Source organism: Hydrogenophaga sp. PAMC20947 (assembly GCF_004795855.1).
Taxonomy (GTDB): Bacteria; Pseudomonadota; Gammaproteobacteria; order Burkholderiales; family Burkholderiaceae_C; genus Hydrogenophaga.
The window spans coordinates 3,294,555-3,316,493 of record NZ_CP039252.1 but is presented as its reverse complement, the minus strand read 5'-3'; the positions used below and the strand labels follow the sequence as shown (position 1 = coordinate 3,316,493).

Annotated in this window: 19 protein-coding genes; 11 read left to right on the top strand and 8 right to left on the bottom strand. The window is 62.8% G+C overall.

What is annotated here, in order from left to right; translation table 11 throughout:
• Positions 1-154: 154 nt before the first annotated feature.
• Positions 155-2,227 (bottom strand): fused MFS/spermidine synthase, encoded by a 2,073-nt coding sequence (locus E5678_RS15075; RefSeq protein ID WP_136179286.1) that lies wholly within the window; start codon positions 2,225-2,227, stop codon positions 155-157.
• An 804-nt stretch (positions 2,228-3,031) separates the two neighbouring features.
• Here E5678_RS15075 and E5678_RS15070 point away from each other — a divergent pair.
• On the top strand, positions 3,032-3,184 hold the full coding sequence (locus E5678_RS15070) for an H-NS histone family protein (protein ID WP_136179285.1): 153 nt from the start codon (positions 3,032-3,034) through the stop codon (positions 3,182-3,184).
• Positions 3,185-3,551: 367 nt separating this feature from the next.
• Positions 3,552-4,892 (top strand): amidase, encoded by a 1,341-nt coding sequence (locus E5678_RS15065; RefSeq protein WP_136179284.1) that lies wholly within the window; start codon positions 3,552-3,554, stop codon positions 4,890-4,892.
• Between the two features lie 45 nt (positions 4,893-4,937).
• Here E5678_RS15065 and rarD read toward each other — a convergent pair whose 3' ends face one another.
• Positions 4,938-5,843, bottom strand: a complete 906-nt coding sequence (gene rarD / locus E5678_RS15060; RefSeq protein ID WP_136179283.1) for an EamA family transporter RarD — start codon at positions 5,841-5,843, stop codon at positions 4,938-4,940.
• 223 nt (positions 5,844-6,066) lie between these two features.
• On the opposite strand from rarD, the gene E5678_RS15055 reads away from it, so the two are divergent.
• From E5678_RS15055 to E5678_RS15045, 3 genes are all read left to right on the top strand, one after another.
• Entirely contained in the window at positions 6,067-6,687 is a 621-nt protein-coding gene (locus E5678_RS15055; protein ID WP_136179282.1) for a TetR/AcrR family transcriptional regulator, read from the top strand.
• 101 nt (positions 6,688-6,788) lie between these two features.
• Entirely contained in the window at positions 6,789-7,949 is a 1,161-nt protein-coding gene (locus E5678_RS15050) for an iron-containing alcohol dehydrogenase (RefSeq protein WP_136179281.1), read from the top strand.
• Between the two features lie 163 nt (positions 7,950-8,112).
• Positions 8,113-8,793, top strand: a complete 681-nt coding sequence (locus E5678_RS15045) for a type 1 glutamine amidotransferase domain-containing protein (protein WP_136179280.1) — start codon at positions 8,113-8,115, stop codon at positions 8,791-8,793.
• A 132-nt stretch (positions 8,794-8,925) separates the two neighbouring features.
• Here E5678_RS15045 and E5678_RS15040 read toward each other — a convergent pair whose 3' ends face one another.
• Both E5678_RS15040 and E5678_RS22665 read right to left on the bottom strand, forming a co-directional pair.
• On the bottom strand, positions 8,926-10,074 hold the full coding sequence (locus E5678_RS15040; protein ID WP_136179279.1) for a zinc-binding dehydrogenase: 1,149 nt from the start codon (positions 10,072-10,074) through the stop codon (positions 8,926-8,928).
• A 527-nt stretch (positions 10,075-10,601) separates the two neighbouring features.
• Complete coding sequence (locus E5678_RS22665) at positions 10,602-10,820, bottom strand: hypothetical protein (protein ID WP_247596794.1); 219 nt, start codon at positions 10,818-10,820, stop codon at positions 10,602-10,604.
• Between E5678_RS22665 and E5678_RS15035 the strand changes: the two genes are divergently transcribed.
• Positions 10,819-11,739: a 3'-5' exonuclease gene (locus tag E5678_RS15035; protein ID WP_247596793.1), complete on the top strand. Its 921-nt coding sequence runs from the start codon at positions 10,819-10,821 to the stop codon at positions 11,737-11,739. The two genes, E5678_RS22665 and E5678_RS15035, sit on opposite strands and share 2 nt — an antisense overlap.
• Here the strand turns inward: E5678_RS15035 and E5678_RS15030 are convergent.
• Together E5678_RS15030 and E5678_RS15025 are read right to left on the bottom strand one after the other, a co-directional pair.
• Positions 11,691-13,418: a SulP family inorganic anion transporter gene (locus E5678_RS15030; RefSeq protein ID WP_136179277.1), complete on the bottom strand. Its 1,728-nt coding sequence runs from the start codon at positions 13,416-13,418 to the stop codon at positions 11,691-11,693. The genes E5678_RS15035 and E5678_RS15030 overlap by 49 nt on opposite strands.
• A gap of 9 nt (positions 13,419-13,427) precedes the next feature.
• Positions 13,428-14,399 carry a LysR family transcriptional regulator gene (locus tag E5678_RS15025; RefSeq protein WP_136179276.1) on the bottom strand — a complete coding sequence of 324 codons (972 nt, stop codon included), beginning with the start codon at positions 14,397-14,399 and terminating at the stop codon, positions 13,428-13,430.
• A 95-nt stretch (positions 14,400-14,494) separates the two neighbouring features.
• On the opposite strand from E5678_RS15025, the gene E5678_RS15020 reads away from it, so the two are divergent.
• The 5 genes from E5678_RS15020 to E5678_RS14995 all read left to right on the top strand — a co-directional run bounded on the left by E5678_RS15020 (position 14,495) and on the right by E5678_RS14995 (position 19,365).
• Complete coding sequence (locus tag E5678_RS15020; protein WP_136179275.1) at positions 14,495-14,899, top strand: LapA family protein; 405 nt, start codon at positions 14,495-14,497, stop codon at positions 14,897-14,899.
• Between the two features lie 2 nt (positions 14,900-14,901).
• Positions 14,902-15,219 carry a hypothetical protein gene (locus tag E5678_RS15015; RefSeq protein ID WP_136179274.1) on the top strand — a complete coding sequence of 106 codons (318 nt, stop codon included), beginning with the start codon at positions 14,902-14,904 and terminating at the stop codon, positions 15,217-15,219.
• A gap of 143 nt (positions 15,220-15,362) precedes the next feature.
• Complete coding sequence (locus E5678_RS15010) at positions 15,363-17,252, top strand: SLC13 family permease (protein WP_136179273.1); 1,890 nt, start codon at positions 15,363-15,365, stop codon at positions 17,250-17,252.
• 23 nt (positions 17,253-17,275) lie between these two features.
• Positions 17,276-18,973: a magnesium transporter gene (gene mgtE, locus E5678_RS15000; RefSeq protein ID WP_210731924.1), complete on the top strand. Its 1,698-nt coding sequence runs from the start codon at positions 17,276-17,278 to the stop codon at positions 18,971-18,973.
• An 11-nt stretch (positions 18,974-18,984) separates the two neighbouring features.
• A complete protein-coding gene (locus tag E5678_RS14995) occupies positions 18,985-19,365 on the top strand; it encodes a nuclear transport factor 2 family protein (RefSeq protein WP_136179272.1) in 381 nt (126 codons plus the stop codon).
• Positions 19,366-19,418: 53 nt separating this feature from the next.
• Here the strand turns inward: E5678_RS14995 and E5678_RS14990 are convergent, their stop codons facing one another.
• Both E5678_RS14990 and E5678_RS14985 read right to left on the bottom strand, forming a co-directional pair.
• Positions 19,419-20,390, bottom strand: a complete 972-nt coding sequence (locus E5678_RS14990) for an ornithine cyclodeaminase family protein (RefSeq protein WP_136179271.1) — start codon at positions 20,388-20,390, stop codon at positions 19,419-19,421.
• 137 nt (positions 20,391-20,527) lie between these two features.
• Positions 20,528-21,754, bottom strand: coding sequence for an MFS transporter (locus E5678_RS14985; RefSeq protein WP_348770380.1), 1,227 nt, complete (start codon positions 21,752-21,754; stop codon positions 20,528-20,530).
• Positions 21,755-21,939 lie beyond the last annotated feature (185 nt).

The window sequence follows — 21,939 nt, the reverse complement described above, 5'->3', positions numbered from 1 at the left end:
GCGGGCCGTTGAAACCGAACGCAATCGGGCATACCTGCCGGCAAAACGTCCGAAACGGTCGCGGTGACTCTCAAGATCAAGAGCGACAGGTGCATGCGGTAGGCCGGTCATCCGAACAATTATGCGTGGGCGCATCAACGCTCGATCTGGCGGGCTACTGCCCGGCAAGTGCGTCAAGCAGATTGTTGTTTCCATCTGTCCAGACGATTGGACCATGGGGCAGCCTGCCAGCGCTGAGCCGATGGCCGTTGCTCATCCATGGGCTGTTGCGGTAGGGTGCAGGGTCTTTCACCATGATCACCCAGTCGGAGCCTCTTTGCCGGTCGCCATCGCCGGGTGAGTGAACATGAAACCCCTCCCAGCCCAGAGCATTGGCGGCTCCCAGCAAGACGGGGCGAAGATTGAGGTACTTGTTCGATATATGCACCGCGAGGATGCCGTTTTCGACCAGTTGAGACCGGTAGACCTGAAAAGCTTCCAGCGTCAACAGGTGCATGGGAATAGCGTCGCCAGAAAAAGCGTCTACGGCCAATAGTTGCAACTTTGCCTGATCCGGGTTGGCCTTTCCCTGCGTCAGAACCAGTCGGGCGTCACCTTCCACAACGTCGACCTTGCTCTTTGTTTTCTCCAGGTAGCTGAACAACGTCTGGGCAACTTGAATACTTTGCGGGTTGATTTCGTAGAAGGTGAAGTGATCGCCCCCCCGACCGTACGCCGCGAGTACGCCCGCCCCCAATCCAATCACGCCCACCCGCCGTGGAGAGCTGGGTAGCGATTCAATGGCCATTCCAATCCCGCTGGTCGAGCCGTAGTAGTCACCGGGCGACTGGGCGTCGGTAACAGGCTCGAGGACTTGTGAACCGTGTTCTATGGCGCCGTTGAACAACCGCCGCGTCAGCCTGCCATTGGATTCTTGAGCATCAATCACTGACAACACGCCGTAGAAATTGCGCATTGAGGCGCGCGTTGACGCATCATTGCGACCCCATTTCGCAACACCCAAGGCGGCGCAAAGCACCACCGAAAGGAGCAGTGCGGTCGAGATCAGGTAGGCGTCGAGCCTCTTGCCGAGGTGTTTGCGCAAGACCCAGAACGCGGTTGCGGCAACCGTCAACGTCAAGACCTCGAGCTCGTGAAACCCAGTCATGGTCACCGGAGCTATCAGGCTGCCAAACAGGCCTCCGAGTGCCCCACCCAGGCTGACCGCCATATAGAAACGCGTCAGGTATCTGGAAGCAGGTTTCCTGATGCTGAGCTCTCCATGCAAGAACCAGCAGCAGACAAACAAGCCAACGGTATTGATCGTCACCGAAACGGGTAATGAAATTTCGCTGGTAGTGGCGCGCTGGGTCAGCAAAATCAAGGCGGGGAAAAACACCATGGGAACCATCACCAATCGATGGCTGTACCAGCGATCGCTGTCGAAAGTCACCACGAACGAAAACAGGTAGACCGCCAGCGGCAAAATCCAGAAAAGGGGAATACTGGCGATATTGAGGGTTATGTTGAGGGTCACAGCGACCAACAAGGCTGTCCCCAACGCGGCGAACCCAATCCAAACCCAGTAGTCTGAGGTCTTCGGCAAATCATGCTTGGCGCCCTGTTCAGAAGAACTGGACGCTGGCGACCATCGGCTGCTTTGGGTTGCATAAAGCCATACGGTCGCGACGCTCAGAATGGCGAAGACCCCATAAGCGCAGCTCCATATTTGCAGTTGGCGCTGCACAGGGAGCCAGCGCTCGACGGTGAAGGGATAACTGACCAAAGCCAGCAGCGACGCGATATTCGAAATCGCATAGAGCCGGTAAACATTCACACCCAAGTGCGCCTCGGCGAAAAACGACTGCAGCAATGGACCTGTGGACGCAAGAAGCAAGTAGGGCAGGCCTATCGACAGGGTCAGCATCAGCAGTACCTGGAGCGCCGGGTCAGCGGTCCAACCTGCCTTTCCATAGCCGTCTAGCGCCACTGGCAGCAGAACCAGTGACAGCAACAATACGGCTATGTGAAGCCAGCCCTTTTGCTGGGTGTCAAACCAATGCCCCAGGCGATCGGCATATACGTAACCGACCAAGAGAAAGAATTGAAAGAACAGCAGGCAGGCGGCCCACACGGCCGACGTGCCACCAAAGCGTGGAAGCAGTACTTTCGCTGCCATCGGTTGCACAAGGAAGAGCAAAAATGCTGAAAGAAACAGGGTGGAAATCAGAACGGTTCGCTTGATCATTTCGTTCGTTTTCCCTACAGGGTTTAACTGTTGAAAGCATTGTTATGCACCCTTGGTGAAGCCTCATGGTCCCTATTTGTGTGCCAAAAATCAACCGCCAACCCTTCGGTAGATAGCCATCAGGGCCAGAATGCCGTGGCCAGGGTCGTTGTGCTTCTGAGGATTATGAAACATGAATCGTTAAGTATTCATGTTTGGGGGCTCTGAACGGCGGGCTGGCAACATATCAATGCCTTCGACTACCCATGCAGAACGTCGGCGTTCGGCCTTCATCTGCAGCACGCCTCCTGCTTGCGCAGTCCCTGTCCTACAGCATTACGTCGTGGCGGCGTACACGCCATGTGACGCAGCCCTCCTACGATGGATGTTCAATTACGTAAGGAGCAACGTCATGAACACCGTCATTTACATCGTGGGCCTAATCGTCGTGGTTGGCTTCTTGCTGAGTTTCTTCGGTCTGCGCTGAAGCCCGGACCGGACCTTGGCGCAAGCAAGGCCGTGAGACAAACCTGGGGCTTCTCTAACTGCGATGTGGAATTCACCCGCTCGCCGAGATCAACATCCACTTCCCGTTCGTTGATGGCCCTGGCCGGTCAGACCATCTGTCCCGATTCTTGAGCTTTTAGACATTGGATGGGTTCGGGAGTCGTCGACAGCAGCAACTGGGGGAGATTCTTTACGCCCGAGATCGTTGCGGCTCCCAAAAACCGCGTTGATTTCGGCTATCGTGTCGACGACATGAACCGTTTTCAAAGACAAGACCGCCCCAGAGCCCCTGTGCAACCAAGCAGGAGACATGAATCCTTGTCAGAGCAACGCTATGCAGACATGCTCAAAAGCGCCAGCGCCTTGTTCGCGTCTGCTGATGTCGATACCGAAAGTGAGAAGCGAGCCGCCATCGATGAGATCAACGAGCTCATGACTCAGCACGGCTTGACCGTTGATGATTTGCGGTAGTCCCGGATTCGGATCTGGTCTGGCAGGCAAACGCCTGGCGCTGAGCCGATGTCCCAATGGATTGGGGCGAAATGATTGCGCGCTCCTGCTTCGAGGTGACCGGTCACGCAGGGCCGAAATAGCGGGCCGCCTGCGACTTGCCACACCCTGCTTTCCTTGAACGGTGGCTGCGCGGGTCTGGTGACGTTCGCTTGCACCGTTGGCGCAGGCACGACTTGCGGTACCGTTGCGGTCCCAGGCGGTACCTGTCCGACCCGGGCGCTGTTCGCCCTCCGGTTGGGGTGCGCGCTGAATGGCCGATACGGCATCGAAGTTTTGCCTGAGATCGCCTGAACACCGTTTGTCTCAATCCCACACGAGGATCCCCATGTCGGCTCAAGCAGAACCCGCCACCACACAACGCCTGGAGCTCGCGCTAGCGGCCATTGCACAGTCGGGCGAAGAGGGGCGTCTGACCTTCACCCGCCTGTATGAGATCGATGCACGCGCAGCGGCTACCGCCGCCGATGCGCGCTTGCGCGCCGGGCACAGCCTGGGCCCTCTCGATGGTCGGCTGGTGTCCATCAAAGATTTGTTCGACGTGGCCGGCGAACCCACCACGGCCGGTTCGGCGATATTGCGAGACGCACCGCCGGCCGCGCACGATGCGGTTGTGGTGCGGCGCCTGCGTGCTGGCGGCGCTGTGATTGTGGGCAAAACCAACATGACGGAGTTTGCATTTTCTGGTGTTGGCATCAATCCGCACTACGGCACGCCCGGCAACAGCCATGATGCCGCGCGCATTCCGGGCGGGTCTTCGTCCGGCGCCGGCATTTCGGTTGCGCGGGGTTTCGTTGACATTGCCATCGGTTCGGACACCGGAGGCTCGGTGCGCATTCCCGCCGCCTTGAACGGGATCGTGGGTTTCAAGCCCAGCCAGGCCCGCGTGCCTCGCGGCGGCGGGTTTCCTTTGTCGTACTCGCTCGATACCGTCGGACCCCTGTGCCATAACGTGGCCGACGCTTTGGCAGCGGACACGGTCCTCTCGGGTGTTGAGCATTTGCCTGGTGCCTCTCGGTCTGTTCGTGGCCTGAGGCTGGGCATCCCGCGAGGCGTGTTGTTCACAGAAACGCAGGCCGAGGTGTTGGCAGCCTTTGAGCGAGCGATTGAGCGACTGGGTGCTGCCGGTGCCCGGATCAGCGACGAAACGCTGGACGACCTGTTGGGGGAGCCTTTCCGCCTTCAGGAGCAAGGCACGTTGGTCGCCGCCGAAGCCGCGTCTATCCACCAGCACCTGATCAAAGACCGGCCCGAAGCCTACGACCCGATGGTGCTGGGGCGCATCCGCCGCGGCGAAACGATGAGCGCGGCGGCTTACATCAGCCTGGTGCAGGCCAGGATGAAACTGTTGCCCCGTATCGATGCGCGAATGACCGACTTTGATGCGCTGCTGTTGCCAACCGTACCGATGCTGGCGCCGCGTATCGATGACCTGTCGCAAGAGAGTGCCTTCATGCGCGCCAATATGCTGTTGCTGCGCAACCCTTCGGTCTTCAACTTTTTTGATTTGCCGGCGCTGTCGTTGCCAGCCCCTACCGGGATTGGACTGCCGGTAGGTCTGATGCTGGTTGGGCGCCGCGGAGGTGACCGCGACTTGCTGGCGATCGGTTCGGCCATTGAGGCCTTGCTGAGGCCTGTGGATGGCGAGGCGCTACAAACGGAATGTTGATGTTTGTCTACTGAACCGGGTCAAGGCCAAGCCCACAGTCAGCCATCATTCGACGCTTTGCGGCTCCGGCCTTGCCCTGGACTCGTTCAACATCTTGCGAAGTCCTTCGATCACCAGTACCCCCACAGCGGCAAAAACCAACCCATAAGTCCACCACTGCTCGGGCAGCACGCGCTCACCCAGCAGCATCGCCACCATCACCAGCAGCACCGGTTCGACATAGGTCAACAGGCCAAACAAGCCCATGGGCAACCAGCGGCTGGCTGCCATGTACAAAGCCAGCGCCGTCGCGCTCAGCACACCCAGCAAGGGCAACAAGGCCAGCAGCACAGGATGCGAATCCAACTGCAACAAGCTCGATGGCGCACGCAGCATGAACCACAAACCCGCTGGCACCAAAAGGGTCATGTCCAGCCAATGACCGCCAAGGTGACCGGTGCCCAGGCGGCGGCGCAACATGAAGTAAAGCGGGTAACCCAGCGCCACCACCAAGGTCTCCCAAGACAGCCCGCCGACGCGCAGAGCTTCGTGCGCCACACCCGCTGCGGCCAATGCAGTGGCCAGTTTCTGCCCTGTCGACAACCGCTCTCGAAAAACCAGACACCCGGTCAACACCATCACCAGAGGCAATAAAAAGTAGCCGAGGGAAACGGGCAGCGCCCTGCCATGCAGCGGCGCCCACATGAACAGCCACAGCTGCACACCCAACAGCGCCGCACAAACCAGCAGCATGGCCCCGTATTTCCAGCTGGCTCGGGCGTGTACCAGCAAATCGGCGACCCGCCCGCCTTGGCCACGCCACAGCAACATGGCGGTTGTGAACGGCCAGGTCAGGATCACGCGCCAGCCAAAGATCTGTTCGCCATCCAGCGGCAGCAGCAGCGGGGACAAGTAGTAAATCCCGCCGAACAGGACCGAAGCCAGAACAGACGCAGCAATTCCTTTCAACACAAGAACAGGGTGCTTTCAAAAATGATGAGGGGGATGGCTTAAAACGGGTGCGCTGCGAACGGGTGGCCTGCACGAACAGGCTCAGACGCCCGTGCCAGGCACCATTGTCGGCGACAAGCTGAACCGCCCTGGGGCGATTCTGAGGACGCAGAAAGCCCTGAGCACTTCAGGGCTTTCTGCGAAGGAAGCTAGACGACTGGTCTACTTGGATGACAATGGCGCCATGGGTACCGACCAATCACCGACCAAAGACCACATCCTCAATTGCGGCGAGCGACTCATCGCCAGCAAGGGATTTGTCGGGGTGGGGCTGTCCGAAATCCTGACCGCGGCCAGTGTGCCCAAAGGCTCGTTCTATCACTACTTCAGTTCAAAAGAACGGTTTGGCGAAGAGCTCCTCAACCGCTACCTGGATGACTACGTGGCCCAGCTCGATGACGTGCTCAAGGCCGACGGCGCTTCGGCCCGTTCGCGTTTGATGCGCTATTGGTCGTCCTGGAAGGTCAGCCAGTGCGAGGTTTCCGACAGCAGCTGCCCTGAACCCCAGACGGGCTCCAAATGCCTGATCGTGAAACTCAGCGCAGAAGTGGCCGACATCTCTGAATCCATGCGGCTGACCTTGCGTGGTGGCACCGACCGTGTCGTGCAGCGCATCGCCCAATGCCTGGAAGATGCACGCCTGGATGGCTCCGTCGCGCCCGGCCTGGATGCGGCGGAAACGGCCTTGACCTTGTATGAGCTCTGGTTGGGCGCCAGCCTGTTGGCCAAGTTGCGCCGCGATGGCACGCCGTTTGATCACGCACTGATCAGCACCGAGCGGGTGCTGGGCCCGGCCGCAAACTGAGGTTGACCCGAACAGCCTCTTCACTTTGTCTATCAAGCTAGTTGACCGGTCTACTCCAACGCGGAGCCGACCTTCCTATTTCATTCACGCCAAAAAACACCATGTTGAACTTCGACTTCCAGAATCCCACCCACATCCTCTTCGGCAAGGACCGCATCGCCGACATCGGCAAGCACGTGCCAGCCGACGCCCGCGTATTGATTCTGGTGGGGGGCGCCAGTGCCGAAAAAACGGGCACGCTGGCTGAGGTGCGCCAGGCCCTGGGCGGCCGCCAGCACAGCACCTTCAGTGGCATTGAGCCCAATCCGAGCTTTGAAACCGCCATGAAAGCGGTGCAGGTGGTGCGCGAGCAAGGCTTTGACTTTCTGCTGGCTGTGGGCGGCGGCTCCGTCATTGATGCCACCAAATTCATTGCAGCCGCAGCCCCATTCGAAGGCGACCCGTGGAAAATTCTGACGAGTTGGGGCGCGGACATCACCCAGGCGCTGCCATTTGGCACCGTGCTGACCCTGCCCGCCACCGGATCGGAAATGAACAACGGCGGCGTCATCACCCGCCACGATATCGGTGCCAAGCGCCCATTTCGCAGCAACAAGGTATTCCCGCTGTTTTCGGTTCTGGACCCCGCCAAAACCTACACCTTGCCGATGTCCCAGATCGCCAATGGCGTCGTGGATGCCTTTGTGCACACCATCGAGCAATACCTGACCTACCCGGTCAATGCGCCGCTGCAAGACCGCTTTGCCGAAAGCCTGCTGCAGACCTTGGCCGAGATCGGGCCGCGCCTGCTGAGCGCGCCCGAGCCCGTCTATGACGACCGCGCCACACTCATGTGGAGCGCCACGCTGGCCTTGAATGGGCTGATCGGATCCGGCGTACCGCAAGACTGGGCCACCCACATGATTGGCCATGAGCTGACCGCCCTGCACAACATTGACCACGCCCGCACGCTGGCCATCGTGCTGCCGTCCATGCTGGAAGAACGCCGCGTGCCCAAGCGCGACAAGTTGCTGCAATATGGCGAGCGTGTCTGGGGCATCACCACCGGGACCGACGACGAACGCATCACCGCCGCCATTGCCAGAACCCGGGCCTTCTTTGAGACCATGGGCATTGGCACCCGCCTGAAGGATTACGGCCTGGGCGCTGAGGTGATCGACGTCGTGGTTCACCAACTGGAAGAACACGGCATGACCCAGCTCGGCGAACACCGCGACATCACACCAGCCGTCAGCCGCCGCATTCTTGAAGCCGCGCTCTGACTCCCTTTCGACCAACGCGTTTCACAGCGCAACATGACCCCAAACCGCTGCATCGAATTCCCCAGCGGCGCAGCACGCAGGCTGACAAGGGAAAGACCATTTTCCGTGCCGCCGCAGACCCATTCCCCTCAGCAGACTCACCCCCAACTACCAAGGAAATGACATGAAGAAGATATTGATGGTTTTGACCTCGCACGACCAACTCGGCGACACCGGCGCCAAGACCGGTTTCTGGCTGGAAGAGTTCGCCGCACCCTATTACGCATTCAAGGATTCGGGCGCTGCCATCACCCTGGCGTCGCCGCTGGGTGGTCAACCCCCACTGGATCCCAAAAGTGATGACGCGGGCTCCCAAACCGAAGCCACCCTGCGGTTCAAGGCAGACACCGCGGCCCAGGCCGTGCTGGCCAGCACACTCAAACTGAAAGATGTGTCCGGGACCGACTTTGACGCCGTGTTCTACCCCGGTGGCCACGGTCCCCTGTGGGATCTGGCCGAAGACCCGACTTCCATCGCCCTCATCGAAGCCATGCTGAACGCCGGCAAGCCCGTTGCCGCCGTGTGCCATGCGCCTGCGGTGCTGCGCCACCCCAAGGCGGGCGATGGTGCTTCTGTGGTGAACGGCAAGAACGTGACCGGCTTCACCAACACCGAAGAAGCCGCCGCAGGGCTGACAGAAGTGGTGCCGTTTCTGGTGGAAGACATGCTCACGCAAAACGGTGGCGTCTATTCCAAGGCTGCCGATTGGCACCCCCATGTGGTGACCGATGGCCTGTTGATCACCGGTCAAAACCCGGCGTCTTCCGAGCCTGCGGCTCAGGCCTTGCTCAAAGCACTGGCTTGATCCTGCCGCCCTCGGCCTTCGTGGAGGCAGAGGGCATGTCAGGTCTCCAGCGCGGGGACCTGACGGGCGGGTTGCCGATAGCCGCTTGCCTCAGCTTGTGCCGTTGAAACGTCTCCCGCGATCACCGCGCAGTTACTGCGTCGCCTGGTTCAGGGTGATCAGATACTTGGCGCCCGTGGCGCGTTGTGCATAAGCAGAAATCACGTCCACATCCAGCGCTTGCGCGAGAGAAATCTGGTGTGAATAGTGGCTTGCAAAAGTGGTCTTCAGTTCTGATGCCACCCGGGCGCGCAGCTTGGCCACTTCCGCCTCCCCGATCTTCTGCAAGAACGGAAACAAGAGCCAGCCGCCGATACCCCAGGTCATGCCAAAGCTGCGGGTGATCTCCGTCGGGCTCAAGTCCAGACCGCCATAGACGTAAACCTGTTTGAGGACATAAGACCCATAGCGGTTGTATTCTTTCGCGCCCCGGCTGATCGCGACCTCCATGCAATTCAAGATTTGACCGGCCAGTTTCCCGCCGCCGATGGCGTCGAAAGCCAGTGTGGCTCCCGTTTGTTCAATCGCTGTCGTCAAATCAGCGATAAAGGTCGGTGATGACGAATCGCAGATGTGGGTTGCACCTTGCTCACGAAGCAGGGCCGCTTGCTCGGGTTTGCGCACAATATTCACAAGTCCAATGCCGTCCTGAATGCAAATGCGGTTGAGCATTTGTCCCAGGTTGGAGGCACCCACGGTGTGCACCAAAGCCTTGTGGCCTTCGCGGCGCATGGTCTCGGTCATTCCCAATGCGGTCAAGGGATTGACGAAGCAAGAGGCGCCTTCCGCAGCGGTCGCGTCCTGCGGCAATGGCAGGCACTGATTGACCGCGATCGTGCGGTACTGCGCGTACATTTCGCCGCCCAAAACAGCCACCATTTTGCCCAGAAGCGCTTGCGCCGCAGGGCTGCTTCCAGCCGCAACGACCACGCCAGCGGCTTCATTGCCTGCTGGCAAAGATTGCCCAAGGCGTGCCGCCATCGCTGGCATGAGCCGCTCCGGAATGTTTGCGGTGACCACCGGACGCTCAGGCGTGCCAGAGGCTTTGGCTGTGCTCATGTCCGCGGCACCAAACAACAGGCCGATATCGGATGGGTTGATGGGCGCAGCCTGAATCTGCACGACCACTTCGTCGGGTCCCGGCGCCTGTGTTGGCACCTCCACAAGGGACAGCTCCAAGCTGCCCTCAGGCTTGACGAGCGTGCGCAGCTGCAAGCCGCTGGTGGGGTATTTTTCGGTCATGGGATCTCCAAAATTCGGTTGAGTCGCCACTGGTGGGATGGAAACTGGCTGGTTTGAGCCAGGCCACCACCGTAGGTGGGTGGCATGGCGAGTGGTCAGACGTAGTTTGCACCAGCCTCTGCCCGGTTGATGTAACCGAGGGGTCCCATCGAGCAGGGGGCGCCGAACCAGCGCACACTTGCCGCATTGGGTGCGCCAGAGAAGCGGCAGCGACCTGTTTCAAGGACCACATGCGAAGCTGATCGGGGATGCGGGCGTTGGACGGTATGTGCCAATAGAAGGCGTTGTGAAAGTCTGACCTGGCGCCTCGGCCTCTGCGAAGTGCAGGGCGTGTCGACGCCTCTCCAGCCCGCGGAGGCGTTTGGCCGTTGCTATGATGTGGACCGACTTGACCGAGCCGAACAGGCGGCCGCAAATGTTCCCACAATACCTGTTTGCGCACCAAGCGAGCCATCTCAGCCATCTGGGGTTTTTGAGTCTTTGTGGCCACGGGCTATCTTGATGGCTCAGGGGCCCCGCGCACTCCATCAGACACCAGGCATGAACCAGTCCAGTTTTGAATTTGATCCGCCGGCCTCCGCGCCGAAGCCGGTATCGAAGCCCACCCGTGTTGTAGCAGCGCCGAAGTCTGCGCCAGCATCCGCGCCTGCTCCAACGCCGGCTCCGGCCACAGACGCTTCGTCGACTCCGTCGCTGGCCGATGGGGCTGCATCGGCTTCAAGCTGTGCGAGCGATCTGGAGACCATGGCCCGTCAGCTGGAGCAGACCCCGGACTACAAGGTGCTGCGCCGGTTGGTGCCGGTGACCGACTATGGCCCGCAGCCCGCGTCTGAAGCCTCAACGGGCGACAGGTCGCCCAGTGTGTGCCGTGTGCTGGTGCTGGACACCGAAACCACCGGTTTGTCTCACCAGGCCGACAAGATCATCGAGCTGGCCATGCTGGTGGTGCATGTGGACATGCGCAGTGGTTTGCCCTGGGGACCGGTTGAGCTGTTTGAGGGGTTCGAAGATCCCGGCATACCGATACCGGCCGTGGCCAAGGAAGTCACCGGCATCAGCGACGACATGGTCAAAGGGCACCGGCTGGACGATGCGGCGGTGCAGGCCATGGTGGATCGTGCCGATCTGATCGTGGCCCACAACGCCGGATTCGACCGCCCCTTTGTAGAGGCACGGTTTCCGGGGTTCGCAGCCAAGCCCTGGGCGTGTTCATTCATGGACATCGACTGGAAGGCGCTGGGTGCGGGTTCGGCCAAGCTGAGTGCGCTGGCCAGCGATCGGGGCTGGTTTTACGATGCCCACCGGGCGTTGGTGGATTGCCACGCCCTGCTGCAGGTGTTGACGCGGCCCTTGGGGGCCACGGCGGTGACCGGCCTGAGCCGGTTGATCGAGGCGGCCTCGCAGTCCAGCTACAAGTTGCGAGCCATCGGGGCGCCTTTCGAATCCAAGGATCTGCTCAAGGCCCGCGGTTACCGGTGGGACGCCGAAGGGCGGGTCTGGACTTGCAGCCTGCCCAGCGAAGAGCGCCTGGACGCCGAGCTGGAGTGGCTCAAGGCAGAGGTGTATGGCCGGCGCCAGGCGAGGTTGCAGGTGGAGGCGCTGGAGAGCCTGGTGCGTTATTCGGCGCGTTCGGGTGTGGCTTCCGAGCGCAGCTTGCCGTCTTGATCCGGTGTGCCCTCTGGCTCTGGCGTGTCTTCCCAGGGTGACTGCAAAGCTTCTGCTTCCGTTCGGTACATCTTCAGCCCCGGGCCCAGGTTCAGGTGGCCCGCAGCCTTGAGCACTTTTTCTACGGGCAGCTTCAGCCCGACCAGGTGCAGGGTGATGTCTTGCGCGGCCAGTTGGGTCCGCAGGGTGCCGAAGGCTTCTGCGCCGGTGGCGTCGATCCAGTTGATCGGGTGAGCGACCAGCATCACGTGGCGGGTATTTGGGTGTTGGGCCAGGTACTGGGTGATGGCGCGCTCGAAGCCGTTGACCGTGGCGAAATCCAGCGCGGCGTCCATGCGCAGTGCGTAGGTGGTGGGGCCCAGGACCGGCAGGTTCCAGAGGTGGCGGTCGCGCAGGCTGCCGTCGGGGTGCAGGCCCACTTCGATGATGCGGGGGTGCAGGCGCATGAACAGAAAATGGCTGAGGGCCATCACGACGCCGGCGAGCACGCCCCAGTACAGGCGCGGTGCGGACACGATGGTGATCACAAAGGTGATGATGGCGATGCCGGTTTCCACGCGCGACACCCGCCACAGCCGGACGAAATCACCTGGGGCGATGAGCCCTTGAACCGCGGCCACCACGATCGCGGCGAGCACGGCCATGGGCACATGGTGGAGTGCTGGCGTGAACAGCAAGGCCAGGGCCACCACGGCCACCGAGAACAGCACGGACCAACCGGTGCGCGCCCCTGCGTAGCGGTTGAGGGCGGAGCGGGAAAACGAGGTGCTGGTGGGGAACGCGCCGCTCAGGCCCGAGGCGATCTTGCCCAGGCCATGGCCGATGAGGTCTTGCTCGCGGTCCCAGCGCTGGCCCTGGTCTCGGCTGTCCACCCGTGCGCTGGAGGCTGTTTCAAGGAAACTCACGAGCGTGAGCACCAGGGTGGGCAGCACCAGCTGGCTCAAGGTGTCCCAGCCCGGCCAGCCGGGCAGGTAGATCCCGGGCAGGCCTTGCGGCAGATCCCCGATGACGGCACCACCATGGGCCTCGAAGCCTGTCCATGCGCTGATGGCGGAGGTGATCACCACCAGCAGCAAGACCGTCGGAAACGATTTTCTGAAACGCCGGGCCACCAGCAAGGCGAGGTAGGCGCCCACGCCGAAGGCCAGCGTGGCGACATGGAAACGGGGCTCAATCAGCTGGGCCAGCCAACCGCCCTGCAGCCCAAGCAAACCGGGTAACTGCGACGCGATGATCAGCACCGCCGCGCCCTGGGTGAAGGCCATGAGCACCGGGGCGTTGACCAGGCTGAGCAGCCAGCCCGAGCGCACAAAGCCCAGACCGATCTGCAGCAGGCCCGAGAGCAAGGCCAGCCAGACCGCCAGCTCGATCCAGCGTGCGCTCCCGGGCTCGGCCAGCCCGGCCAGCGAGGCACTCACCAGCAGACACGACAGGGCGGTGGGGCCGACCGACAAGCGCGGCGAGGCACTGAACAAGACGGCGATGAGCGCCGGCAACATCGACGCGTAGATGCCGGTAATGAGCGGCATACCGGCCAGGCTGGCGTAAGCGATTCCCTGGGGGACAACCATCAGCCCCACGGTGATGCCGGCCAGGGCTTCGTTGCGCAGCAGGCTGGTGGTGGGCCGCTCCCATTGCAGGAAAGGCAGGCGCATCAGCCAAGAATGAAGGGTTGACATGGGTCGATGTTAAGGGCTGGGGTCGGGTGGGGCGGCGATGGCATGGGCCAGGGCGGGGCCGATGGCCTGCATGACCACCTTGATGCGCATGGTTTGGCTGAGTTCTTTGTGCGTGATGACCCACAAAGGGGTGCGCAGGCCGCCGATGGCTTCGGTCAGGGGTTGCAGTTCGGGGCAGCTGCGCTCCAGAAAGGCGGGCAGCAGGGCGATGCCCAGGCCTGCGCGCAGCATGGCCAGGGCGTGTTCGAAGCTGTCCACCCGCAGGACCACCGAGCTGTCGGGCACTTCGTCGAGCAGCCAGCGGTCGAATTTCAGCTCGCGTGCGTCGCTTTCGAAGGCGATCCAGCGGCGCTGGCGGGCCAGGGTGGTGTGCTTTTGCAGACGGGGCTGGATGCCCGGGCGCTTGAGGCCGTAGACCTTGAAATCGAGCTGGGCGAGCTGGCGCCCCACGAGCCAGTCGGGCACGGCGTCGGAGATGCGCAGGGCGACGTCGGCTTCGCGGCGTGTGAGGCTCACGAGGTCGCGGGTGGAGAGCAGCTCCACCTTGACGTCGGGAAATGCGCTGGCGAACTGGCCCAGCACCTGTGGCAGGGCGTGAGCGGTCAAGACGCCGGCGGCGGTGATGCGCACATGACCCTGGGGGCGGAGGTCTTGTCCGATCACCCGCATTTCGGCCGCGCGCGCGGCTGGCGCCATGTGTTCGGCGGCCTGGATCAGCTCTTCGCCGGCCGCCGTGGCCGTGTAGTGCCCCCGCAAGCGGTCAAACAGCCGCGCGTTGAGGCGCGTTTCGATGGCCGCCAGCTTGCGCAACAGCGTGACATGCGACAGCGCCAGCGTTTCAGCCGCCCGCGACAACTGGCCGATGCGGGAGATCACCCACACGACCTCAAAATCGCCCCAGTTCAGCAGCGGCCGAACCTGACTGTTAGAGACGCCATCGTTGGACACTGGTTGCTCGGACGCGGTCGCCTTGGTTTTCATTGTTGAAAATCCAGTTGTTCAATTTTGGACTTTGATTATCGTAATTGAGCGAATAACATCAAAGTATTCTTTTAACTTTTGCCCAAGGAGCTCTCATGGAACGCATCAGCCATGCCCTGGCCTGGGGCGCTGTGGCCTTGACCGTGCTGTTCGCCGGTCTGAACTGGTCAGCGCTCACCGCCACAACCAACCTCAACTTCCTGTTCGCCGACGTGCAAGCCCCGATGGGGCTGATCCTGCTGGGGTTGGCCGGGGTGTTTGTGACCTTGTTTCTGATCGCCACGCTCTATAGCCGGGTGACCGGACTGCTCGAAACCCGACGCCTGCACAAAGAGCTGCGCAGCGCCCAGCAGATGGCGGACCGGGTAGAAGGCTCGCGCTTTGACGCGCTGCAGAAAACCATGCTGGAGGAATTCCGCGCGCTCAACGCCCGGCTCAACCAGCTGGAGGCGCCGAAAACCACCTTGCCCGTTGCCCCTGCTGCCGTTGATCGGATGTGAAGGTGCCGCGGCATTCCCATGTGCCAGAGCCTCGGCGCCACGAGGCGTCAGGCCAGGCGTTGAAGTCGCAGACCTCGGGGTTGGAGCAGCTGGATGCTGAACTGCTGGATGAGCTGACCCGACGGCTGGAATCCATCGGCCGCAGCTACAGCGCGCTGGCCCAGCAAGTGGGGGCCTTGTACATCAAGGCCGACGGGTCGGGGCTGGACAGTTTCACCCGAGCGCTGGACCGGCCCATGCGCAACGCATCGACCGACCAGCAGAGCTTCGAAGCCTTGCTGGATGCCACGCAGCAGGCGAGGCAAGATCGGGACGGGTGAGCCAGCCAAACTGAAGGTGGCGCGATGGCCCGGTGCGCGGGTCCGCTTTGTGGCAAGCTCAAGCGAGCGCTGCATGCGCGGCGCCCCTGGATGAACCGCCGCCATACTGGTCTCTCTTCATTCCCCGCTTTTTGTTGAGGTCCATGCAAACCAACCAGCTTCTCATCCTGTCTATTCTGGCGGTCGCGGTCGGCATGTTTGCCTGGGGCCGCTGGCGCCATGACATGGTGGCTGCGGGTGCCCTGCTGGCTTGCGTGGTCACCGGCCTGCTGCCCGCGCGCGAAGCCTTCCTCGGGTTCGGACATCCGGCCGTTATTTCTGTGGCCTGCGTGTTGATCTTGAGCCGGGGTCTGCAGATCTCGGGGGCTGTGAATGTGTTGGCCCGGCATACCTTGCCCCAGCAGGCGGGTACGACGGTCAGCTTGCTGGCTTTGGTGGGGCTGGGCGCGTTGTTGTCGGGCTTCATGAACAACGTGGGCGCCATGGCGTTGCTGATGCCGCTGGCGATCCAGCTGGCGCGCCGCCTGCAGATCGCCCCTGGCCAGGTGCTGATGCCGCTGGCCTTTGGCACCATTCTGGGGGGCATGACCACGCTGATCGGAACACCGCCCAACCTGATCGTGTCGGGATTTCGGGCCGAGCGTGGCCTGGGCGGGTTTTCGATGTTCGACTTCACGCCGGTGGGGCTTGCCGTGGCTCTTGCAGGGGTGGCCTTTGTGGCTCTGGTGGGTTGGCGTTTGGTCCCGGTGCGCAAGCAGTCGGGGCTGGAGGGTTTTGAAACAGGGGCTTATTTGACCGAGGCCCGCGTGGTCGCTGACAGCTCCTCCATTGGCAAAGCGCTGTACGAACTGGACCCGACGCTGGATGCTGTGGGCGCTCAGGTGGTGGGGATGTCGCGCGACCACATGCGGGTCATCGCGCCTTACCCTGGGCGGCGCCTGCGCGAGGGTGACATTCTGGTGATCGAGGCCGAGGCGGAATCGCTGGCCAAGCTGCTGTCGTCGCTGGGCCTCAAGCTGGAGGAGTCGGGCCACCCTGAGCGGGCCGCTGCCGAAGCGCCACTCGAGGTGGATCCGTTGGTCGCGGCCAAGCATCCCGGTGCCGATGAGGCCGCCGCAGCAGCGACAAATGCCGAAGCCCCCACCCCCAACGACGAGCTTTCGAAGAGTGCCTCGCGCGACATTGTGCTGATGGAGCTGGCTGTGCGTCCCGGCTCATTGCTCGAGGGACGATCGGCCAGCGACATTCAGCTGCGCACCCGCTATGGCCTGAATTTGCTGGCGGTGTCGCGGCACGGCGAGCGCGCGCTCAAGCGCTTGAGGCTCATGGCCCTCAAACCCGGGGACTTGTTGTTGATGCAGGGGCCGGCTGAAGCGCTGGCCGAGTTTGCGTCAGACATGGGCTGCGTGCCCCTGGCCCAGCGCGAGCTGCAGATTCCCAACGTGCGCCGCGCCTGGATCGCCACCGGCATCATGGTGGCTTCGGTCGGTGCGGCGGCGCTGGGGTTGTTGCCGGCCGCCGTGGCCTTCGCGCTGGGGGTGCTGGCGTCCATGGCATTCCGGACAGTGCCCTTGCGCGCGGTATACGAGTCGATTGACTGGCCGGTCATCGTGCTGTTGGGGGCCTTGATCCCGGTGGCGGCGGTGATGGAGACGACAGGAACCGCCGATATGATCGCCCGCGTGTTGCTGGAAAACGTGGCCCAGGGCAGCCCGGTGGGGGCGCTGGTGCTGGTGCTGGTGGTCACCATGTTCCTGTCTGACCTGATCAACAATGCGGCCACGGCGGCGGTGATGTGCCCGATTGCCCTGGGCACCTCGGCCGCGCTGGGCGTGAGTGCCGACGCCTTTCTGATGGCTGTGGCCATTGGTGCGTCCTGCGCGTTTCTTACCCCCATCGGGCATCAGAACAACACCCTGATTCTGGGGCCCGGCGGCTTCCGGTTTGGCGACTATTGGCGACTGGGCCTGGCGGTGGAGGTGATCGTGGTTGCGATCAGCGTGCCCATGCTGCTGTGGATCTGGCCTCTGTGAAATCTATGAAAAGCAACAACGATATGGACCACGACCACGACCACGACCACGACGACCACGACCCCCATGACGATGACAACCACCCGGCCTCGCGGGCGGTCACCGACAGTGAGCGCATCATTGAAGCGCTGGATGCCGGGCGCAACAAGCGGGTGCGAAAGCTCATGGCCGGTTTGCACCCCGCCAAGGTCGCGGCCCTGATCGAACGGCTGGACGACCAACGGCGGGACGCCCTGTGGCAACAGGTGGATCCCGCGTTGGAAGGCCGCATATTGCCGCACTTGCGCGCCGAGCCACGCCAGCATTTCCGGGCGCTCGATGTGGAAGACCAGGCGGAAGATGCCGCAGACGTCATCGAGGCGGGCACGGCCGCGCGCGGGGGCGGCAAGACGATAGGCCATTTGCAGGCGGTGCGCGAAGCGCTGTCCGAGGGGCGTCTCAAGCGCGTGGGCAAGCTGCTGCACCGCACCCACCCGGCCAAGGTGGCGGGTCTGCTGGAGGCCTTGCCACCCGACGAGCGCCGTGAAGTCTGGAGCATGGTCGAGACCGATCGCGCGGGCAAGGTGCTGACCTTTCTGCATGAAGAGATTTGCGCGGCGCTGGCCCAGCAAATGGAGCCTGGCGATCTGGCCGCCAGTGCCCATTACCTGGAACTCGATGATCTGGTGGATTTGATCCAGTCGCTCCCAACGGCGCTGGGCGCCCAGCTGCTGGTGGCCACAGGCGGCAGCCGCCGACAGCAGCTCGAAGCGTTGCTGTCCTATCCCGAAGACACCGCCGGCGGTCTGATGAACGCCGATCCGATCGAGGTGCGGGCCGATGTGCGGGTGGGCACGGTGATGCGCTATCTGCGCTTGCTGGAGACCTTGCCGCCGCAAACCGACATGCTGATGGTGCTCGACCGCCATGGCCTGTACCAGGGCGTGTTGCGGCTGAGCACGCTGGTCACGGCCAACACCGATACGCGGGTATCCGACCTGATGCAGGAGGATGTTTCGGGGATTCCGGTGGACATGCCGGCGTCTGAGGTGGCCCAGTTGTTTGAGGACCACGACCTGTTGTCTGCGCCTGTGCTGGATGCGGCGGGGCGTTTGGTCGGGCGCATCACGGTGGATGATGTGGTCGATCAGATTCGGGAAGATTCCGATCGCACCGTGATGCAGATGGCCGGTCTGGACCAGGAGGCCGACATGTTCGGCCCGGTGCTGGCGGGCTCGCGCAGCCGGGCGATGTGGCTGGGGATCAATCTGCTCACCGCCTTGCTGGCTGCGGCTGTGATCAGCCGCTTTGAAGCCACGCTGGAGCAGCTGGTGGCTTTGGCCGTGCTCATGCCCATCGTGGCCAGCATGGGCGGCATTGCGGGCAGCCAGACGCTCACGCTGGTGATCCGGGGCCTGGCCCTGGGGCAAATCCAGAAGGGTAACTTGCGCCTGATGTTCACCCGCGAGATGGGCATATCGGCGATCAACGGCGTGTTGTGGGCGGTGGTGATCGGGCTGCTGGTGTTTGCCTGGTTTGGCAACCCGATGCTGGGCGGCATCATTGGCGTGGCCATACTGATCAACCTGCTGTGCGCTGCGCTGGCGGGCCTGGCGATTCCGCTGATGCTGCACCGTTTGGGCATTGATCCGGCGCTGGCCGGCAGTGTGATCCTCACCACGGTGACCGATGTGGTCGGGTTTGCGGCCTTCCTGGGTCTGGCGACCTTGTGGTTTACCTGAGGAGGCTTTGCATGAACCCGCTAGAAACCAACAAACAGAACGCGATCGACTTTTACCGCACCGCCTACCTCGGTGAACCGGCCAAAGCGGTGGACTTGTATGTGGGTGCCGAGTACATCCAGCACAACCCGCTGGTGGCGGATGGCAAGCAGGCCTTCGTCGACTACTTCACCGCGATGCACCAGCAGTATCCCGACAAGCAGATCGCATTCGTGCGCGCGGTGGCCGAGGGCGATCTGGTGGCTTTGCACACGCTCCAGACCTGGCCGGACAACGATCAGTATGTGACGATGGATTTTTTCCGCTTCGATGCCTACGGCAAGATCGTGGAGCATTGGGATGCGATCCAGCAGGTGCCCCAGACAACGCTGAACGGCAACCCCATGGCCTGACGCCTGCCCTCAGGGGCCGGGTCCAGAGGTGTCAAGCCGACATCAAGCCTGCCTCAGGCCTGCGGTTGGCCCAGGGTTTCGTAAATCAGGTTGGCCGCCGCCAAGTCTTCCAGCGCTGTGCCCACCGATTTGAACACCGTGCGCTCTGCATCGGTCTTGCGGCCGGTGGCGACCCCTTTGGACAAGGTGGTGAGCGTGCCCCGGATATCGTCGGCGCGCAGCACCCCATGGGCCATGGGGATCAGCAAATCGCCGCTTTTCGTGAGCGCTTCGTCTGTGTCGACGAACACGCGGGCGTTCTCAAAACAGGCATCGTCTGCCTCGCGCATGGCGGGGGTGAAGCTGCCAATCAGGTCGAGGTGGTTGCCCGGCGCCAGCCAGGCGCCGCGCACCACAGCTTCCATCGACAAGGTCGCGCAGCTCACGATGTCGGCTTCGCCACAAGCCAGCTCGAGCTGGCTTGTGGCTTGCGCATTGAAGCCTTCGTTTCGCAATTGCTGCGCGAGCTGCTCGGCTTGCTCGGCGCGCCGCGCCCACACGCTGACCCGTTCGATGGACCGCACCGTGCGGTAGGCCGCAGGCAGCAGTCGCGCCACCTGCCCAGCGCCCACCAGCAGCAGGTGTTTGGCGTCGGCACGGGCCAGGTAAGAGCCCGCCAGGGCCGAGGCTGCCGCTGTTCGGCGCGCGGTGATCTGGTCGCCGTCCATGTGGGCCAGCGGCACGCCGGTGCGTGCGTCAAAGAGCAGATAGCTGCCGTGCAGCCCGGTCAGACCGCGTTTGGCATTGCCCGGCGCGATGTTGACGATCTTGACCCCGTAGGTTTGGCCCGGAATCCAGGCCGGCATGATGAGCGAGGTGATGCGGCGGCCGACGAGGTCGGGGGTGACATCGTCGGCTGGGTTGGTGATTTCGTGGACGTGGCGGGGTGGTGTTTCGCAGCCAGCGGCGAAGCGCTCGCGCAACGCCGGGACCAAGCGATCGAAGGGCAGGGCGGAGCGGGTGGCGTCGGAATCAAAGAATTGCATGGGGCAATGGTAGCCGGGGTGCTCGCCGGAGTTCTGGGCAGGGTCTGCGTGATGTGCTGGCGGCGACAGCGCCGCTGCTGCTGAAGGGGCTTGGCGCACCGGATATGGGCAGCACTTCAGGTGGCTGACCCAAATACTCAGGGCGTGTGTTGTACCGTCTGTGGCCCGGGCTCTTGCTGCAAGAGCGGCGACCGGGGCAGCCAGCGAAACGCGGTCGAGCCCAGCGCCAGCAGCGTGGCAATGGTGATCATTACCGCGCGGTAGGGCTCCAGTCCTTGAGCCAGCGCCCACTCGGCGACCCAGCCGGTGAGCCACTGAACCAGGCCCACGCCCAGAAACATGGCCATGGTGAACACCGAGAGCGCGCGCCCGGTGAGGTCGGGGGGGTAAGACGAGCGCACGTCGGAATATTGCAGCACCGCATAGCCCGACAGCACCGAAATGCACAGCACCAGTGCTATGTTCAGCGCCGCGTGGTGCGCAAGCCCCACCCCCAGGTAGAGCGCGGCAACCAACAATGAAAAGTTGACCACCCATGCGCGCCGACGGGTCGGGCCCGGGTCGAAGCGGCCAAACAGGGCCGGGGCAAACAAGGAAATCAACGACATCACCAGCGCCATGTTGCCGCTTTCGACCAAGGTAAAACCGTAGCGGTCGATCAGCATCGGTGCGATCCACAGCCCGCGCAGCGAGAGGAAGGAGGCGTAGGCGACCATGCCCAGCATCAAGATGCCCAGCGTGTGCGGCAAGAGAAACAGGGCGCCAAAGCGACGCACCGCCACGCCCCAGCGCTCCCGCTCGGGCGTCGAGCCGGCAACGACAGGTTCGTGCACGCGGCGCCAGATCAACAGCCAAGCCAGTAAAGACAACACAGCCAGCAGGGCAAAGCCGCTGCGCCAGCCCCACCGCTCGACCAGCCAGGCCAGCGGGGTGCCGGTCAGCAGCAGGCCAATGCCGCCAATGCCCAGGCCAACGCCTGACACAAACGCAAAGCGCGAGCTCGGAAAATGCCGGGAAATGAACACTGTGCACGCCAGAAAGGCTGGCGCGCAGCCCACGCCGATCAGCATTTGTCCCAGCAGCAGCCAACCGTAGCTCGGTGCCGTTGCCGACAGGGTCGCGCCAGCGATGGCCAGAGGGAAGGCGGTGAGCACGGTACGGCGCAGGCCATACAGGTCCATGCCAATGCCCATGAAGAACTGGGTGACACCAAACGACAAGCCGAACAGTCCGGCAAACGCGCCCAGCGATCCGGGCGTCAGGCCAAAATCGGTTTGCAAGCTGGTCGCCATGATGGCTGTGACGGTGCGGTATGCCTGGCTGAGCGCAAAGGCCGACAGCAGCGCCAGCAACATGGCCCACAGGGTGGCTTGCGACGGCGGCGAGGCGGGCTGGGTGTTGGCCGCATGGGCCGCCGCAGGGGCGGACTCGGCGTTGGGGGAAGGCACGGGAGAGGGGGTGTCCAGGTGGGAAGGGGGCGCGGCAGACGCTTGGCGGTGCGCGCAGCATACCTGCTGCGTTCCGCAGGAGCTGTCACGCCAGCAGCACA

Coding starts and splice junctions, on each gene's coding strand:
- E5678_RS15075 (WP_136179286.1), bottom strand. CDS start 2,227: ATGATCAAGCGAACCGTTCTGATTTCCACCCTGTTTCTTTCAGCATTT.
- E5678_RS15065 (WP_136179284.1), top strand. CDS start 3,552: ATGTCGGCTCAAGCAGAACCCGCCACCACACAACGCCTGGAGCTCGCG.
- E5678_RS15055 (WP_136179282.1), top strand. CDS start 6,067: ATGGGTACCGACCAATCACCGACCAAAGACCACATCCTCAATTGCGGC.
- E5678_RS15050 (WP_136179281.1), top strand. CDS start 6,789: ATGTTGAACTTCGACTTCCAGAATCCCACCCACATCCTCTTCGGCAAG.
- E5678_RS15045 (WP_136179280.1), top strand. CDS start 8,113: ATGAAGAAGATATTGATGGTTTTGACCTCGCACGACCAACTCGGCGAC.
- E5678_RS15040 (WP_136179279.1), bottom strand. CDS start 10,074: ATGACCGAAAAATACCCCACCAGCGGCTTGCAGCTGCGCACGCTCGTC.
- E5678_RS15035 (WP_247596793.1), top strand. CDS start 10,819: ATGGCCCGTCAGCTGGAGCAGACCCCGGACTACAAGGTGCTGCGCCGG.
- E5678_RS22665 (WP_247596794.1), bottom strand. CDS start 10,820: ATGGTCTCCAGATCGCTCGCACAGCTTGAAGCCGATGCAGCCCCATCG.
- E5678_RS15030 (WP_136179277.1), bottom strand. CDS start 13,418: ATGTCAACCCTTCATTCTTGGCTGATGCGCCTGCCTTTCCTGCAATGG.
- E5678_RS15025 (WP_136179276.1), bottom strand. CDS start 14,399: ATGAAAACCAAGGCGACCGCGTCCGAGCAACCAGTGTCCAACGATGGC.
- E5678_RS15020 (WP_136179275.1), top strand. CDS start 14,495: ATGGAACGCATCAGCCATGCCCTGGCCTGGGGCGCTGTGGCCTTGACC.
- E5678_RS15010 (WP_136179273.1), top strand. CDS start 15,363: ATGCAAACCAACCAGCTTCTCATCCTGTCTATTCTGGCGGTCGCGGTC.
- mgtE (WP_210731924.1), top strand. CDS start 17,276: ATGGACCACGACCACGACCACGACCACGACGACCACGACCCCCATGAC.
- E5678_RS14995 (WP_136179272.1), top strand. CDS start 18,985: ATGAACCCGCTAGAAACCAACAAACAGAACGCGATCGACTTTTACCGC.
- E5678_RS14990 (WP_136179271.1), bottom strand. CDS start 20,390: ATGCAATTCTTTGATTCCGACGCCACCCGCTCCGCCCTGCCCTTCGAT.